Origin of the sequence: Paractinoplanes rishiriensis (assembly GCF_016862375.1) — a bacterium.
In the GTDB taxonomy this organism is placed as follows: domain Bacteria; phylum Actinomycetota; class Actinomycetes; order Mycobacteriales; family Micromonosporaceae; genus Actinoplanes; species Actinoplanes rishiriensis.
The window spans coordinates 1-12,705 of record NZ_BOMV01000072.1 but is presented as its reverse complement, the minus strand read 5'-3'; the positions used below and the strand labels follow the sequence as shown (position 1 = coordinate 12,705).

The 12,705-nt window shown below is 71.3% G+C and carries 14 protein-coding genes; 8 read left to right on the top strand and 6 right to left on the bottom strand.

Annotated elements, in window-relative coordinates:
* On the top strand, positions 1 to 553 hold a 553-nt coding region (locus Ari01nite_RS34315), incomplete at its 5' end, for a transposase (RefSeq protein ID WP_239163274.1).
* Between the two features lie 260 nt (positions 554 to 813).
* Entirely contained in the window at positions 814 to 1,713 is a 900-nt protein-coding gene (locus Ari01nite_RS34310; protein ID WP_203786413.1) for an aminoglycoside phosphotransferase family protein, read from the top strand.
* 45 nt (positions 1,714 to 1,758) lie between these two features.
* Here Ari01nite_RS34310 and Ari01nite_RS34305 read toward each other — a convergent pair whose 3' ends face one another.
* Positions 1,759 to 3,273 carry a family 43 glycosylhydrolase gene (locus Ari01nite_RS34305; RefSeq protein ID WP_203786412.1) on the bottom strand — a complete coding sequence of 505 codons (1,515 nt, stop codon included), beginning with the start codon at positions 3,271 to 3,273 and terminating at the stop codon, positions 1,759 to 1,761.
* 266 nt (positions 3,274 to 3,539) lie between these two features.
* Here Ari01nite_RS34305 and Ari01nite_RS34300 point away from each other — a divergent pair, with 266 nt between their 5' ends.
* Together Ari01nite_RS34300 and Ari01nite_RS34295 are read left to right on the top strand one after the other, a co-directional pair.
* Positions 3,540 to 4,019, top strand: coding sequence for an NUDIX hydrolase (locus tag Ari01nite_RS34300; protein WP_203786411.1), 480 nt, complete (start codon positions 3,540 to 3,542; stop codon positions 4,017 to 4,019).
* Positions 4,019 to 4,573 (top strand): histidine phosphatase family protein, encoded by a 555-nt coding sequence (locus tag Ari01nite_RS34295; RefSeq protein ID WP_203786410.1) that lies wholly within the window; start codon positions 4,019 to 4,021, stop codon positions 4,571 to 4,573. The genes Ari01nite_RS34300 and Ari01nite_RS34295 overlap by 1 nt, the downstream gene beginning before the upstream one ends.
* Here Ari01nite_RS34295 and Ari01nite_RS34290 read toward each other — a convergent pair.
* Positions 4,552 to 5,052: an SRPBCC family protein gene (locus Ari01nite_RS34290; protein ID WP_203786409.1), complete on the bottom strand. Its 501-nt coding sequence runs from the start codon at positions 5,050 to 5,052 to the stop codon at positions 4,552 to 4,554. The genes Ari01nite_RS34295 and Ari01nite_RS34290 overlap by 22 nt on opposite strands.
* Entirely contained in the window at positions 5,049 to 5,444 is a 396-nt protein-coding gene (locus Ari01nite_RS34285; RefSeq protein ID WP_307837807.1) for an ArsR/SmtB family transcription factor, read from the bottom strand. Before Ari01nite_RS34285 ends, Ari01nite_RS34290 begins: the two co-directional genes overlap by 4 nt.
* A gap of 97 nt (positions 5,445 to 5,541) precedes the next feature.
* Between Ari01nite_RS34285 and Ari01nite_RS34280 the strand changes: the two genes are divergently transcribed.
* Positions 5,542 to 6,885, top strand: coding sequence for a DUF11 domain-containing protein (locus Ari01nite_RS34280; RefSeq protein WP_203786408.1), 1,344 nt, complete (start codon positions 5,542 to 5,544; stop codon positions 6,883 to 6,885).
* 88 nt (positions 6,886 to 6,973) lie between these two features.
* Here the strand turns inward: Ari01nite_RS34280 and Ari01nite_RS34275 are convergent, their stop codons facing one another.
* Positions 6,974 to 7,459: a DinB family protein gene (locus tag Ari01nite_RS34275; RefSeq protein ID WP_203786407.1), complete on the bottom strand. Its 486-nt coding sequence runs from the start codon at positions 7,457 to 7,459 to the stop codon at positions 6,974 to 6,976.
* A 366-nt stretch (positions 7,460 to 7,825) separates the two neighbouring features.
* On the opposite strand from Ari01nite_RS34275, the gene Ari01nite_RS34270 reads away from it, so the two are divergent.
* A complete protein-coding gene (locus Ari01nite_RS34270) occupies positions 7,826 to 8,308 on the top strand; it encodes an SRPBCC family protein (protein ID WP_203786406.1) in 483 nt (160 codons plus the stop codon).
* A gap of 4 nt (positions 8,309 to 8,312) precedes the next feature.
* Here Ari01nite_RS34270 and Ari01nite_RS34265 read toward each other — a convergent pair whose 3' ends face one another.
* On the bottom strand, positions 8,313 to 9,611 hold the full coding sequence (locus Ari01nite_RS34265) for an aspartate aminotransferase family protein (protein WP_203786405.1): 1,299 nt from the start codon (positions 9,609 to 9,611) through the stop codon (positions 8,313 to 8,315).
* 85 nt (positions 9,612 to 9,696) lie between these two features.
* Between Ari01nite_RS34265 and Ari01nite_RS34260 the strand changes: the two genes are divergently transcribed.
* Positions 9,697 to 10,608, top strand: coding sequence for a LysR family transcriptional regulator (locus Ari01nite_RS34260; RefSeq protein WP_203786404.1), 912 nt, complete (start codon positions 9,697 to 9,699; stop codon positions 10,606 to 10,608).
* On the opposite strand, the gene Ari01nite_RS34255 is transcribed toward Ari01nite_RS34260, so the two are convergent.
* A complete protein-coding gene (locus Ari01nite_RS34255; protein WP_203786403.1) occupies positions 10,559 to 11,449 on the bottom strand; it encodes a pentapeptide repeat-containing protein in 891 nt (296 codons plus the stop codon). The genes Ari01nite_RS34260 and Ari01nite_RS34255 overlap by 50 nt on opposite strands.
* Before the next feature lie 75 nt (positions 11,450 to 11,524).
* On the opposite strand from Ari01nite_RS34255, the gene Ari01nite_RS34250 reads away from it, so the two are divergent.
* Complete coding sequence (locus tag Ari01nite_RS34250) at positions 11,525 to 12,523, top strand: LacI family DNA-binding transcriptional regulator (RefSeq protein ID WP_239163275.1); 999 nt, start codon at positions 11,525 to 11,527, stop codon at positions 12,521 to 12,523.
* The last annotated feature ends 182 nt before the right edge of the window (positions 12,524 to 12,705 follow it).

The window sequence follows — 12,705 nt, the reverse complement described above, 5'->3', positions numbered from 1 at the left end:
TGCCCGACAGGTCCAGCACGCCACCACCCTCACCACCACCAGCGGCACCGGCACCAGCACCGGCAGCGGCAGCGGCAGCGGCAGCGGCAGCGGCGACCGGCTGCGCCGTGCCCAACTGGCCGCCCTCGCCGGACAGATCCTGCTGCTCAACGACATCCTGAAAACCAACCTCGCCGAGATCCGCGCTCTGGTCGCCACCCTGTGCCCGGCCCTGCTCGAGCAACCCGGCATCGGCCCGGTCACCGCCGCGATCGCTCTCACCGCCTGGTTCCACCCCGGCCGCCTACGCAACGAAGCCGCCTACGCCGCCCTCGCCGGCGTCAACCCCATCCCCGCCAGCTCCGGCCGCACCGTCCGCCACCGCCTCAACCCCGGCGGCGACCGCACCCTCAACGCCGCCATCCACTCCATCGCCCGTCGACGATGCCACCAACCCACCAAGGACTACATCAACCGCCGCACCGCCGAAGGCCGCACACCCCGAGAAATCACCCGCAGCCTCAGACGCTACATAACACGCCAAATCTGGCGCATCCTCCAAGCCAACGCTTGACAAAAACCCTCACAGATCATGGCAACCTGCTGTCGTCCACGAACGGGTCGTCACGAACAGTCGTCCACGAACAGCAACTCGACAACATCGCGTCGCGGGACAATGTCAGGGTGGCCATTTACGGCAAAAACCTAGACTAGCGTCCGACTGCCGGGCGGCAATCGGCACCGTGACTCCACAAGTTCGGCGCCGGAACTGGATGGCCAGCGGAGCCGGGCCGCCGCGCCTACCTCGACCCCGAAAGCGGCCTAAAATCCGGCATGCTCACGATTCCCGACGCCCTGATCGCCGCCTACCAGGAATCGGAGGAGAGCGACCGGATCTGGATCGCGGACCTGCCCCGGCTGGCCGGCGAGATGCTCGACCGGTGGGGGCTGCGGGTCGACGGCGAGCCGGCCTGCGGGATGTGTGCCCTGGTGGTGCCGGTCCGTGACGCGGACGGTGCCGGCGCGGTGCTCAAGCTCCAGCCGATCGGGGACGAGACGGTGGGCGAGCCGGTCGCGCTGGGTGCCTGGGCCGGGCGGGGTGCGGTACGCCTGCTGCGCCACGACCCGGGCAACGGCTCGATGCTGCTCGAACGGCTGGACGCCACGCGGACCCTCGACGGGGTGGCGGACGATGTGGCCGCGCTGCGGACGCTCAGTGCGAACCTCGCCGTGCTGACCGCGGTCGCGGCGCCGCCGGGGATCCGCCGCCTCGCCGACGTCGCCGCCGACCTGCTCGAGCGGGCGCCGGCGGCGGCGACCCGCTCGCCTCACCCGGCGTTGCTGCGGCGCTGCGCGCACGCGACCGCCGAGGTGCTGCCGGAGAGCGGCGACCGGCTGCTGCACTGGGATCTGCACTACGCGAATGTGCTGGCCGGGGTCGAGCGCGCGGAATGGCTGGCGATCGACCCGAAGCCGCTGGCCGGCGACCCCGCCTTCGACCTGCTCCCGGCCCTGCACAACCGCTGGGACGACGTGGTCGCGACCGGTGACGTGGCCCGGGCCGTGCGGCGGCGGTTCGACCTGATGGTCGAGGTGGTGGGGCTGGACCGGCAGCGGGCGGTGCGCTGGACGCTGGCCCGGGTGCTCCAGCAGCTGATCTGGAACGCCGAGACCGGTGGCGCTTCCTGGTGCGCCGACCTGGAACCGGACCGGGCGATCGCCGAGGCGCTTTAAGGGTGGCCGCCCCTGCCGGGGGACGACAGGGGCGGCCGGGTGGGGTTACTGAGTGATGTTCCACTGCTGGCAGTTGTTGCCCAGCGAGTTCCATTGACGGACCGCCACGCCGTCGGTGTTGCCGCAGTTGGTCACGTCCAGGATGAGGCCGTTGCCGCGGTTGGCGATGAGGTAGCCACCGTTGACCGAGGTGAGGCTCCACTCCTGGCAGGCGTTGTTCAGGTTGGCCCACAGGTTCAGCGCCGTGCCGGCCGCCGTACCGCAGTTGACCGAGTCCAGGACCAGGTTGCTGTTCGCGTTCGTGATCCGGTAGTAGTTCCCGGTCGTCTTCGTGAACGTCCACTGCTGGCAGGCGTTGCCCAGCGAGGCCCACTGCTGGATCGCGGTGCCGTTGGCGGTGCCGCAGTTCTGCGCGTCGAGCACCTTGCCGTTGGCCTGGCTGACGATCCGGTAGCGGGTGCCGGCCGCCGGGAAGCTGACGGTGCCGCCCGGGTCACCGGAGGGCGCGGTCAGGGTCGAGCTCAGCGAGTCCGGCGTACCCAGGTTCGGGGTGTCGTCGGAGTTCCAGTTGACCTTCTTGATCCGGGTGGTCCGGGTGCCGCCGCAACCCTGTGCGGTGGTCTCGTTCGCGTGGTACGCCATCCAGGTCTCGGACCCGTCCGGCGAGGTGAAGAACGAGTGGTGGCCCGGGCCGTACACGCTCGCACCGTCGTTGCGCTGGAAGATCGGGGTGCTCTTCTTGGTCCACGAACCGGCCTGCATCGGGTCGCTGCCGGTCAGGGTCAGCATGCCGATCTTGTAGTCCGGCGTGTTGCACGAACTGGCCGAGAAGGTCAGGAACGTCTTGCCGTTGCGCTGCAGCAGGTAGGGGCCCTCGTCGGTGTTGCCGCCCTGCTTCTCCCAGGCGTACGTGGGGTACGTGATCCGGGTGCCGTATCCGGCGACCGTCCACGGGTTGGTCAGCCGGGACACGAAGATGCTCTGCAGGTCACCGACCCACGACGAGTAGAAGTAGTAGTTGACCCCGTTGATGGTGCCGACCGCGCCGTCGATCGCCCAGCCGTTGTTGGCCTGGACGTTCAACTGGCCCTTGTACGTGTACGGGCCCATCGGGTTGTCGCCGGAGCTCTCCAGCACGAACGACCGCTGCCCGTCGCAGCACGCCGTGGTGCCCGCGGAATAGTAGTAGTACCACCGCGTACCGTTCGGCCCGTTGAGCCGGTGCAGCGACGGCGCCCACATGTTGCAGCAGTTGGCGGCGCCGGCGGTGCCGGTGTAGACCACGGTCTCGGCCGCGCCGGGCAGAGCGGCGACCGAGGTGGCCCGCTTGATCACGAGCTGGGAGTTCCAGGTGGTGGCGGCCACGTAGTAGTAGCCGTTGTAATACCCCATCCACGGGTCAGCGCCGTACGGGGCGGCTGCGACGGGGTTGCTGAACGAGACGGCGGCGTCGCTCTTCTGCGGGCGGAGGACGATCGCCACCGCCGCCGTGACGAGCAGGAGCACCGCGATGGCGGCCGCCCGGAGCGGGCGCGACATCACGAGCCGGTGCACAGACATGGAGCTTTCCTTTCGGGGGAACACCGGCGGCTTTCGGTGGGGGAGACCGCCGGCAAAAGACCGGGTACGGGGCCAGCCGGCATGGGGTGGTCCGGCGAGCGGACCCGGGGGGAGCCGGGGGCGTCGCCCGGTCCGGATGCGCGGATAGGCACCGGCCGGGGCGAACGTCGTACCGGCATAGTACGGGTTGTGCACTCGATCGTCGTCGATCAAGTAGATCGCGTTGTGCCCCACCGACAACAGAAATTCAGCAGATAATCGCTCCGGTGAGCACAACGGAGAGCAGGCTGGCCGCGTACGGCATATGCATGGACGGCGACCGGGTGTTGCTGGCCCACTGGGTGAATCCGGACGGCGGCGGCAACTGGACCCTGCCCGGCGGACGGGTCGAACACGGCGAGGACCCGATCGACACGGTGGTGCGCGAACTGGCCGAGGAAACCGGCCTGGACGGCGTCGTGGAGCGCCTGCTGGGCGTCGACTCCCGCGTGATCGTCTCGGCCGAACGCCACCGCGGCGGCCCCGACCTGCACAACATCGGCGTCTTCTACGAGCTGCGGGTGACCGGCGGCGAACTGCGCCCCGAACCGGACGGCCCCACCAGCGAGTCGGCGTGGACCCGGCTCGACGAGGTGGCCGGCCTGGTCCGTTCCTCCCTGGTCGACGTGGGCCTCGACCTGGCCCGCACCCGACCGCCGACCGGCCACGTCACCCCGGTGCCGGTGAGCGGCCGGCTGCGCCACTGATGGACATCGACTTCACGGTTCTGCTGGTACCGCACTGTCAGTCGGTTTCCAAGGACGGGTGGAACCAGGATCATCTCGTACGCCCGCTCGCCGAGGCCGGACGCGCGCAGGCGCAAGCCCTCGTGCCCGCCATCGGGACCGGCATCGACGCCGTCTATTCGAGCCCGGCCGTCCGCTGCCGGGAGACCGTCGGGCCGCTCGCCTCGGCGGCCGGGCTGGCCGTCCACGAGCTGCCCGAACTCTATGAGACCCAGGGTTTCCAGGATCCCGGCGAGTGGGTCGCGGGGGTGTTCGCACCGATGGGACAGGCGGTGGCGGGTGCCTGGGTCGCGGGCAGAGCATCAGGTGCAGTGGTACGCCTGAGCGCGGCGCACCCGGGTGGCCGCGTCGTGGTGTGTTCGCACGGGGACGTGTTGCCGGTGCTCATCGCGCTGCTCGCCGGCGCGTACGGCGTACCTCTCCCGCCTTTGATCAATCGGGGTGGCTGGTGGGAGCTGCGGTTTGCCGGGGGCGGCCTGGAGATCGTGGTGGGTCAGGCGCGCAGCGAGTCGTAGTACTCCTTCATGGCCGGGTAGTAGTCGTCGAAGCTCGGCTGGGGTGTGTCCTCGCGGGCGGCGACCAGGTTGTCGAGGTACCACTCCCAGCCGGGGCCGTAGCTGCCGACCTGCTCCATGTCCGTCGGTTCGAGGTGGTGCACCAGGGACAGGCCGGTGCTGCCCTGCTCGTGGTGCAGCCGAAGCTCGATGCGCCACACGTTGTCACCCTCCCGGGCGGACAGGGCCAGGCGGCGGGGCGGCTCACAGGCGTCGATGCGCATCTCCATCCACGGGGCCTCGTCCTCGTACGCCATCTGCACTTTGATCGTGCGCCCGGGACCCGCCTCACCGGTCCAGGTGCCGTACCAGCGCGCGGTCCGCTCGGGCTCGGTGACGCTGGCCCACACGTCGTCGATGCCGGCCCGGAACGTGCGGCTGACGACAAGCTCGGTGCCGTCGGCGGTGCCCACCAACCGGCCCATCGGCGTCCTGGTCATGCGGTGTCCTCCTGTCGGTGCGGGACCGTGCCGCCCCGGTGGCGGTCGCGGCGGGTGCGGTGGACCTCGGTCTCCAGGGCGTCGAAGCGCCGCCCCCAGTCGTCGGTCTCGGCCTGCCGGGCGGGCTCGGGCTCGGCGAACCGGTCCAGCCAGGCCCGCAGCTCGCCGAACGGGGCGCGATCGAGCCGGTAGAGCCGCTCGCGCCCGGTCAGCGTGTCGTGGACGAGGCCGCACTCGCGCAGCACACGCAGGTGCCGGCTGACCGCGGGCCGGCTGATCGGAAACCGCTCGGCGATCCGTCGCGCGGCCAGTGGCCGGTCACGCAGCACCTCGAGAATCTCCCGCCGGACCGGGTCGGCGATTGCCGCCGCGACGTCGTCCAGGTCCTCCACGCCGAGAAGCGTAACAGATAGGTTACGCGTTTGCCGAGTCCGGGTGATGGGCTATGGTGTGTCCGCCCCCGCCTGTGTGTCCTCTTTGGAGCGCCCCATGCGCCGGTTGCTGGTCGGAACCGCGATCGCGGTCCTCGCTCTGCTCAGCGCGCCGGTGCCCGCCGCCGCGGCCCCCGCCGATCCGGCCGCGCTGGCGATCACCCGGCCGCGCTTCACGTACGTCGGTGTCGGCAACATCCCGTACGCGCCGCTCTTCGTGGTCAGCAACCAGTCCGACGCTGCCGCCACCGACGTGCGGCTGACCGCCGACCTGACCGCCCTGGCCGACGGGGTGCGGCTGGACGGGGTCGGCGAGGGTTGCACCGCCGGCCCGGCGGCGGTCACCTGCGCCATCGGCGACCTGGGCGCCGGCATCCCGACCCTGAGCAGCCCGGTGCGCCTGGTCGCACCCGCCGCCACCGCCGAGGCACCGGCCGGCGAACTGCGGATCACCCTCAGTTCCGCGGCCGGCGCGGGTCCCGCGGTGTCGTTCCCGGTGCGGTTCCTGCCGCCCGGCCCCGACCTGACGCTTGTCACCGAGCCGCCGGCCGGCTCCGCGCCGAACACACCGCTCTACCTGCCCATGGCGTTGACCAACAACCATGCCGGTACGGTCCGCACCGAGCGCCTGGTGCTGACCATCCCGCGCGGCGTGGGGATCAACCATGACACCACCTGCGTCTTCACCGGCGGCACCTCGTCCGGCGGCATGCACTGGGGTCCGGTCGAGATGTCCTGCCCGGTCCGGTACGACGTCGAACCCGGCGACACCATCGAGATCATCGAGCCCGGTTCGAGCCCGCCGCGCTACTACGCGATGCTGCGCACCGACACCCCCGGCCCGGCCACCTACCGCGGCGAGGCCCGGATCGAGATCGAAGGCGACGACCGGAACCCCCGCGACAACACCGCCCCGCTGATCGTGAAGGCGGCGGCCAACAAGCTCGACGCGGCCGTGACCACCCGGGCGGTCCGCACCGGCAACGCGGCGACCGTGACGGCGACGATCCGCAACGCCGGCCCGTCCAGCGCGACGGGCTGGACCGCAGACCTGACCGCCCCGGCCGGCACGGTGTTCCGGTCGAGGCCCGGTTGCGCGCTGGGCGCGGCCGGCGTCACGCTGAGGTGCACGTCCACCGACTGGCTGGCCCCTCGGTCGTCGGCCACGCTGACCGCGGAGTTGACCGTGGCGGGCCCGCTCGGCGCCGCCGGCTCGGTGACCGTGGGCGGCACCGGCCCGTCCACCGACTCCGAGCCGTCGAACAACCGGGCCGCCATCACCCTGACCGCCCCCGACGACGACGAGACCCTGCCGATCACCGGCCCGTCCGGCGCAGCGGCCGGGCTCGCCGCGATCGCCGTGGGCGCCCTCCTGCTGCTGGCAACGAGGCGCCGCACCTGACCCGGCCGCCACGGGTGTGTGGCCGGTCGAGCGGCCCTATCTGCGCTGGATCGGCTGGCCGGCGGCGCCCACTCCGGCCGGCGCATTGTCATCGGCGCAGGTCCATCAGGTGGTGCTCCACCTCGTGGAGGGTGTGACGCCCGAGCCAGAGTAGATCCCGCGCCTCGACGGTCGGCCAGTTGTAGACGCCGGTCCGTTCCCATTCGTGCGGCGTGAGCGCCGAAAACGCGCGGGCCAGGCGATGCGCGGCACCCGTCAGCGCGGCCAGCACGAGGTGCATTTCCTGAGAGTTGTACGCCTCCAGCACGGCCCGCTCGTCCCGCCCCATCGGCACGAAAACCGGGTGGTCTGCGGCGAGCGCAAGTTCCAGGCGGTCCCGCTGCACGATCAGCACGTCCCGCACGTGACAGGCATATTCGAGGGGTGACCAGACGGCGGGCGCGGGCCGCCGCCGGGGTTGGGTGACGGCGGAGAGAATGGCCGCGAATCGGGGCCCGGCTGCCGCCAGCCGTGCGGGCAGTTCCGCCGCCGGAACCTCGGAATAGCGAAATCCGCATTCGTCGCAGTGGTCCATCTCTTACCGCGCCGCCGCCTCGGAGCCACCGGCCGGCAGGGCCGGCCAAACCCCGGTGCGGGCATCAACGTCCGCGGACGCGGACAGCGTCATCGCCGATCAACCTCCGTCAAAGTCCGTTGGCGCCCCCATTGTGTCGGACGCGGCCGGTGCGGCGCGCCCGGGCGGGTCAGAGCAGGACGTTCAGCAGGACCGTCAGCACGATCGACGCCACCACCGAGAACAGGACCATCGCGAGGCAGCCCAGCGGACCGCCGAGGAAGCGGACTTCCGTGTTTCCCATGCGCATGGGCTACGGGTACCCCGGTCGGCGGCGCCTAGACGGGCAACTTGACTATGATGATGATAGTGAAATAGCCTGCCCGGATGACAACGCTGGCAGTCACCGCTCGTCGCACCTTTGCCGCTCCGGTCGAAGCGGTCTGGGCCGCCTGGACCGAGTCTGAACTGATCAAGGGATGGTGGGGGCCCACCGGCTTCACCTGCCCGGTGGCCGACATGGATGTGCGGCCGGGTGGGGTCAGTCTGCTCGCGATGCAGGCGCCGCCCGAGTACGGCGGCGGGCGCACGTACAACATCTGGTGTTATGGGGTGGTGGAAAATGGTGCCCGGCTCGAGTACGACATGCGATTCGCGGACGAGCACGGCACGGTCATTGCGCCGGCCGACGCGGGAATTCCGGCGGGCGTGCCGGATCGGGTGCCGCATGTGGTGACGTTTGCGGCGGCGGACGGTGGCACCGAGGTGACGATTGTCGAGTCGGGCTACACGCTGGCCCAGGCCCGCGACATGTCGCACCTGGGCCTCGAACAATGCCTCGACAAATTGGCCGCATTGCTCGCGAAGTAGGCGGTCAACGGACCGACTCCAGGGCCCGATCGAGAATCTCCAAACCCAGATCCAATTCGGCGTACGACGACGTCAGCGCCGGCGCAATGCGGAACACCCCGCCCATCGCGGGCATCTGCACCACGTTCATGTGCAGCCCCAGCTCGAGACACCGCTGGGTGACCGCCACGCCCAACTCGTTCGCCGGCTCCTTGGTCTGCCGGTTCTGCACCAGTTCGAGACCGACCAGCAGGCCGCGGCCGCGCACGTCGCCGATCACGTCGTGCCGGTCGCGCAAACCCTGCAAACCCTTGTGGAGGTACGCGCCCAGCTCCGCGGCCCGGCGATCCAGGTGCTCCGCCTCCAGCACGTCGAGGACGGTGTTGCCGACCGCGGCGACCAGCGGGTCGGACACGTGCGTGGTGAAGAACAGGAAGCCCCGCTCGTGCGCGGTCTGCTCGATCTCGGCGCTGGTCACCACGGCCGCGAGCGGCAGGCCGGCGCCGAGCGTCTTGGACAGTGTGAGGATGTCCGGTACCACGCCGTCGCGCTGGAAGGCGTACCAGTCGCCGGTGCGGCACAGGCCGGTCTGCGCCTCGTCGAGGATCAGCAGGCCACCGCGTTCGTGGCATTTGTCGCGCAGCGCGCCCAGGTAGCCGGGCGGCAGGTCGAGCACGCCGCCGGAGCTGAGGATGGGCTCCACGATGCAGGCGGCGAGGCTGCCGACCGACTGGGCGTCGAAGAGGTCGAAGGCGAAGTCCAGTTGCCGGCGCCAGTCGAGTTCGCCGTCCTCGCCGGTGAAGTCCGGCCGGTACGCGTTGGGGGTCGGGATCGCGAAGTTGCCGGGGGCGGCCGGACCGTACCCCTTACGCCCGGAACTGTAGGTCGCGCTAGCCGCCGCCTGGGTCATGCCGTGCCAGGAACGGGCGAACGAGACCACCTCGTGCCGGCCGGTGACCAGCTTCGCCATCCGGATCGCGGCCTCGTTGGACTCGGCGCCGGTGGTCAGCAGCAGCACTTTCTCCAGCGGCTCCGGCAGCGATCCGGCGAGCCGCCGGGCCAGGTCGACCACGGGCCGGCTGAGCATGCCGCTGAACAGGTGGTCGAGGGTGGCGGCCTGCCGTTGCACGGTCGCGACCACGGCCGGGTGCGAGTGGCCGAGGATCGCGCTCATCTGCCCCGAGGTGAAGTCGAGCAGCCGCCGGCCGTCCGCGGTGTACACGAAACTGCCCTCGGCCCGCTCGATGATCTCCGGGACGAACCGGCCCGCCCCCGAGTAGCGGACCAGGTGACGATCGGCGTCGGACCAGAAGGAATCAGCCATGCCCTCGACGGTAGGAGCCGCGCGAGCGTCACGTCCAGCTAACGTTTCCGGCCACGCTGTTAAGTTCAGCCGTACAGTCGCCCGCATGACGCTGAACCCGTGGCGCCTGCGCCTGCTGGCCGACCTGGCCACCTACGGGACCGTCCGCGCGGTCGCGCAGCGCGGCAACCTGAGCCCGTCCGCGGTCTCGCAACAGCTGGCCACGCTGGAGCGCGAGACGCGTACGGCCCTGCTGGAACGCACCGGCCGGCGGGTCCGCCTGACCGCCGCCGGGGTGCTGCTGGCCGGCCGCGCCCGCGAGATCCTGGCCGCCATGGACGCCGCCGAGGCCGAGTTGCGCGGCCTCACCGACGAGCCGGCCGGCACGGTCACGCTGGCCGCGTTCCAGAGCGCGGTGCACGCCCTGGCCGAACCGGCCGTCGCCCGCCTGGCCGACGATCACCCCGACGTCACGGTGGTGCTGCTGGAGATGGAGCCGCACGAGAGCATGCCGGCCCTGCGCCGCGGCGACGTCGACATCATCGTCACCACCACCGATTTCACCGGCGCCGAGTTGGACCCGGCGATCGACCTGGTCCCGCTGACCTCGGACGAGATCGTGCTGGTCCTGCCGTCGGCGCATCCGCTGACCGCGCACGAGGCCGTCGACCCGAAGGCGTGCGCCGACCAGCCCTGGACGTTCGACGTGACCGGCTCCTACATGTCCGAACTGGCCACCCGGCTGTGCCGCGAGGCGGGCTTCGAGCCGTACGTGATCTGCCGTTTCAACAACTACATGCTGGCCCTGCACCACGTGGAGAAGGGCCGCTCGATCACGATGCTGCCGAGCTTGGCGGTCGACAGCCGCTACCGCGTGACGACGAGACCCCTGACGCCCCCGGTGACCCGCCGCATCATCGCGGCGGTGCGCCGTCCGGCCGCACCCCGCCCGGAGATCACGGCGGTGCTCACGGCGCTGCGGTCACTCCCGGACGCCGGTCGAGCCGCGCGTCCGTGAGATCGGCGCCGGCCAGGTCGGTGCCGGCGAGATCGGCGCCGCGGAGGTCCGCCCCACGCAGATTCGCACCGTCCAGGTGCGCCCCGCGGAGATCCGAGTTCCGGAGATCCGCACCTGCCAGGTTGGCCATCCGCAGATCACAGTTCTTGAAGCCGCTCCGGCGAAGAATCACGCCGCGCAGCGAGGCCCGGGCCAGGTTCGCGTGATTGAAGTTCGCGCCGGACAGGTCGGCACCGTCGTTGATCTGGAGGCTCCGGAGATCGGTGCGCGGCAGGTACAGCCGGCCTTCGCTGCGCCCGGCGGCATGTCGCCCGAGCACATTCAACGCGGCCTGGACCGCCGGCTGCCGGACCCGCAGCCACGGCAACGACATGTCGACCTCGGAAGTAGGGCGGCTGTCGGCCCAGGGCGCGTTGTTGCGAACGAACGAGGTGAGCATGAAGACGATCGTCACCAGATCCTCCGGCGACGTTCGCGCAATCCGCTCCAGCGCATAGATCCCGCCGATCCGGACGTCGAGATTGTCGTCGCCGACATGCTCGACCGCGCGCGAGAAGTGTGCGGTCAGGTGACCGTCCTGGTTGACTCGCACCTGCCGCCAGGTCGCGACCGCGCCGAGCACGATGACGACGCCCGCGATGGCCTGCAGCAGGCTCGCCCGCATGCCGTCGCGCAACTGGGCTTGCGCCTGCTGCAACGCGATCCGGCGTTCCGGCGAGATGCCGCGCAGATCCGCCTCGCTGAGCGGCGGGTGCGCCAGCGCGGGCACCAACGCGAGAAACGCGATCGCCAGGACCACGCCGATCAGCAGCAGTGCGATGTTCCGCCGATTCCGCCCCATACCTCGGTTCTAGCCGAGCGGCGCCACGCCGCTCGTCTCGGGCGTCGCCCCACCTGTGAAATGCTGGGGTACGTGATGCGACGCGAGGTGACGAATCCGCGCATCCGTGACGTGGCGGCCGCGGCCGGTGTCTCGCACCAGACCGTCTCCCGGGTGCTCAACAATTCGCCCAAGGTGCGCCCCGACACCCGGCAGCTGGTGCTCGACGTGATGGAGCGCCTCCAGTACCGCCCCAACCGGGCAGCGCGCGCGCTCGGCCTCGGGCGGGCCAGCGCGGTCACCGTGGTCACCTCCAACACCATGCTTTACGGGTACGCGGGGGTCCTCGAGGGCATCGAACAGGCGGCCCGGCTGGCGGGGCTGGCGGTGGGCGTGCGGGTGGTCGAGTCGGAGTCACCGGACGACGTGCGGCACGCGGTCGAGTACGTCTCCGACCCCACCGCCGGACGCATCGTGGTGGTGGCGTTCGACCCGGCCGGCGCCGGCGTGCTGCGGGCGCTGCCCGCCGACGTGCCGGTGGTCGCCGCGACCGAGGCGGGCGGCCTGCCCGGCGCCACCGCCCGGATGATTTTCCTGGACGAACGGCAGGCCGCCGCCGACGCGACCCGCCACCTGCTGGGCCTGGGTCATCGCACGGTGCACCACGTGGCGATCCCGTCCGAGGTGCCGGCCAGCGCCCGCCAGGCCGGTTGGCGCGACGCTCTGGCCGAGGCCGGAGCCGAGGTGCCCGAGGTTGTCCCGGCCGGCTGGGACCTGGCCTCGGCCCATGAGGCCGGCCGCCGGCTGGCCGCCGACCCCCAGGTGACCGCCATCCTGTGCGGCAACGACGACACCGCCCTGGCCGTCCGCCGGGCCCTGCACGAGGCCGGCCGCGACGTCCCCGGCGACGTGAGCATCGTGGGCTTCGACGACGTCCCCGGCGCCGCCTACTGGACACCGGCGCTGACCACCGTCCGGATGGAGTTCGTGGCCCTGGGGCGCGCCTGCGTGGCGGCCCTGGTCGGCGAGCCCGCCCCGGCCCTGCACCCACCCCGCCTGGTCATCCGGGAGTCAACGGCCGCTCCCCGCCGCTGACACAGCCCGCTGCCGGCTGCCCGCTGCCCTGGGGAGAGCGGCGCGCTGTGGAGAACGGCGCGCTGTGGACAGCAGCCCGGCCGCCCGCCGTCGGCTGTCCGCTTGCCCGCCGTCGGCTGTCCGCCGCCCGACGCGGTGTGGACGACGGACCGGTGTGGATGGCGGCGCGGTGTGGATGGCGG

What these genes read in the sequence shown, in the direction of transcription:
- Ari01nite_RS34310 (WP_203786413.1), top strand. Translation starts at nt 814, where the DNA reads ATGCTCACGATTCCCGACGCCCTGATCGCCGCCTACCAGGAATCGGAG.
- Ari01nite_RS34305 (WP_203786412.1), bottom strand. Translation starts at nt 3,273, where the DNA reads ATGTCTGTGCACCGGCTCGTGATGTCGCGCCCGCTCCGGGCGGCCGCC.
- Ari01nite_RS34295 (WP_203786410.1), top strand. Translation starts at nt 4,019, where the DNA reads ATGGACATCGACTTCACGGTTCTGCTGGTACCGCACTGTCAGTCGGTT.
- Ari01nite_RS34290 (WP_203786409.1), bottom strand. Translation starts at nt 5,052, where the DNA reads ATGACCAGGACGCCGATGGGCCGGTTGGTGGGCACCGCCGACGGCACC.
- Ari01nite_RS34280 (WP_203786408.1), top strand. Translation starts at nt 5,542, where the DNA reads ATGCGCCGGTTGCTGGTCGGAACCGCGATCGCGGTCCTCGCTCTGCTC.
- Ari01nite_RS34275 (WP_203786407.1), bottom strand. Translation starts at nt 7,459, where the DNA reads ATGGACCACTGCGACGAATGCGGATTTCGCTATTCCGAGGTTCCGGCG.
- Ari01nite_RS34270 (WP_203786406.1), top strand. Translation starts at nt 7,826, where the DNA reads ATGACAACGCTGGCAGTCACCGCTCGTCGCACCTTTGCCGCTCCGGTC.
- Ari01nite_RS34265 (WP_203786405.1), bottom strand. Translation starts at nt 9,611, where the DNA reads ATGGCTGATTCCTTCTGGTCCGACGCCGATCGTCACCTGGTCCGCTAC.
- Ari01nite_RS34260 (WP_203786404.1), top strand. Translation starts at nt 9,697, where the DNA reads ATGACGCTGAACCCGTGGCGCCTGCGCCTGCTGGCCGACCTGGCCACC.
- Ari01nite_RS34255 (WP_203786403.1), bottom strand. Translation starts at nt 11,449, where the DNA reads ATGGGGCGGAATCGGCGGAACATCGCACTGCTGCTGATCGGCGTGGTC.
- Ari01nite_RS34250 (WP_239163275.1), top strand. Translation starts at nt 11,525, where the DNA reads ATGCGACGCGAGGTGACGAATCCGCGCATCCGTGACGTGGCGGCCGCG.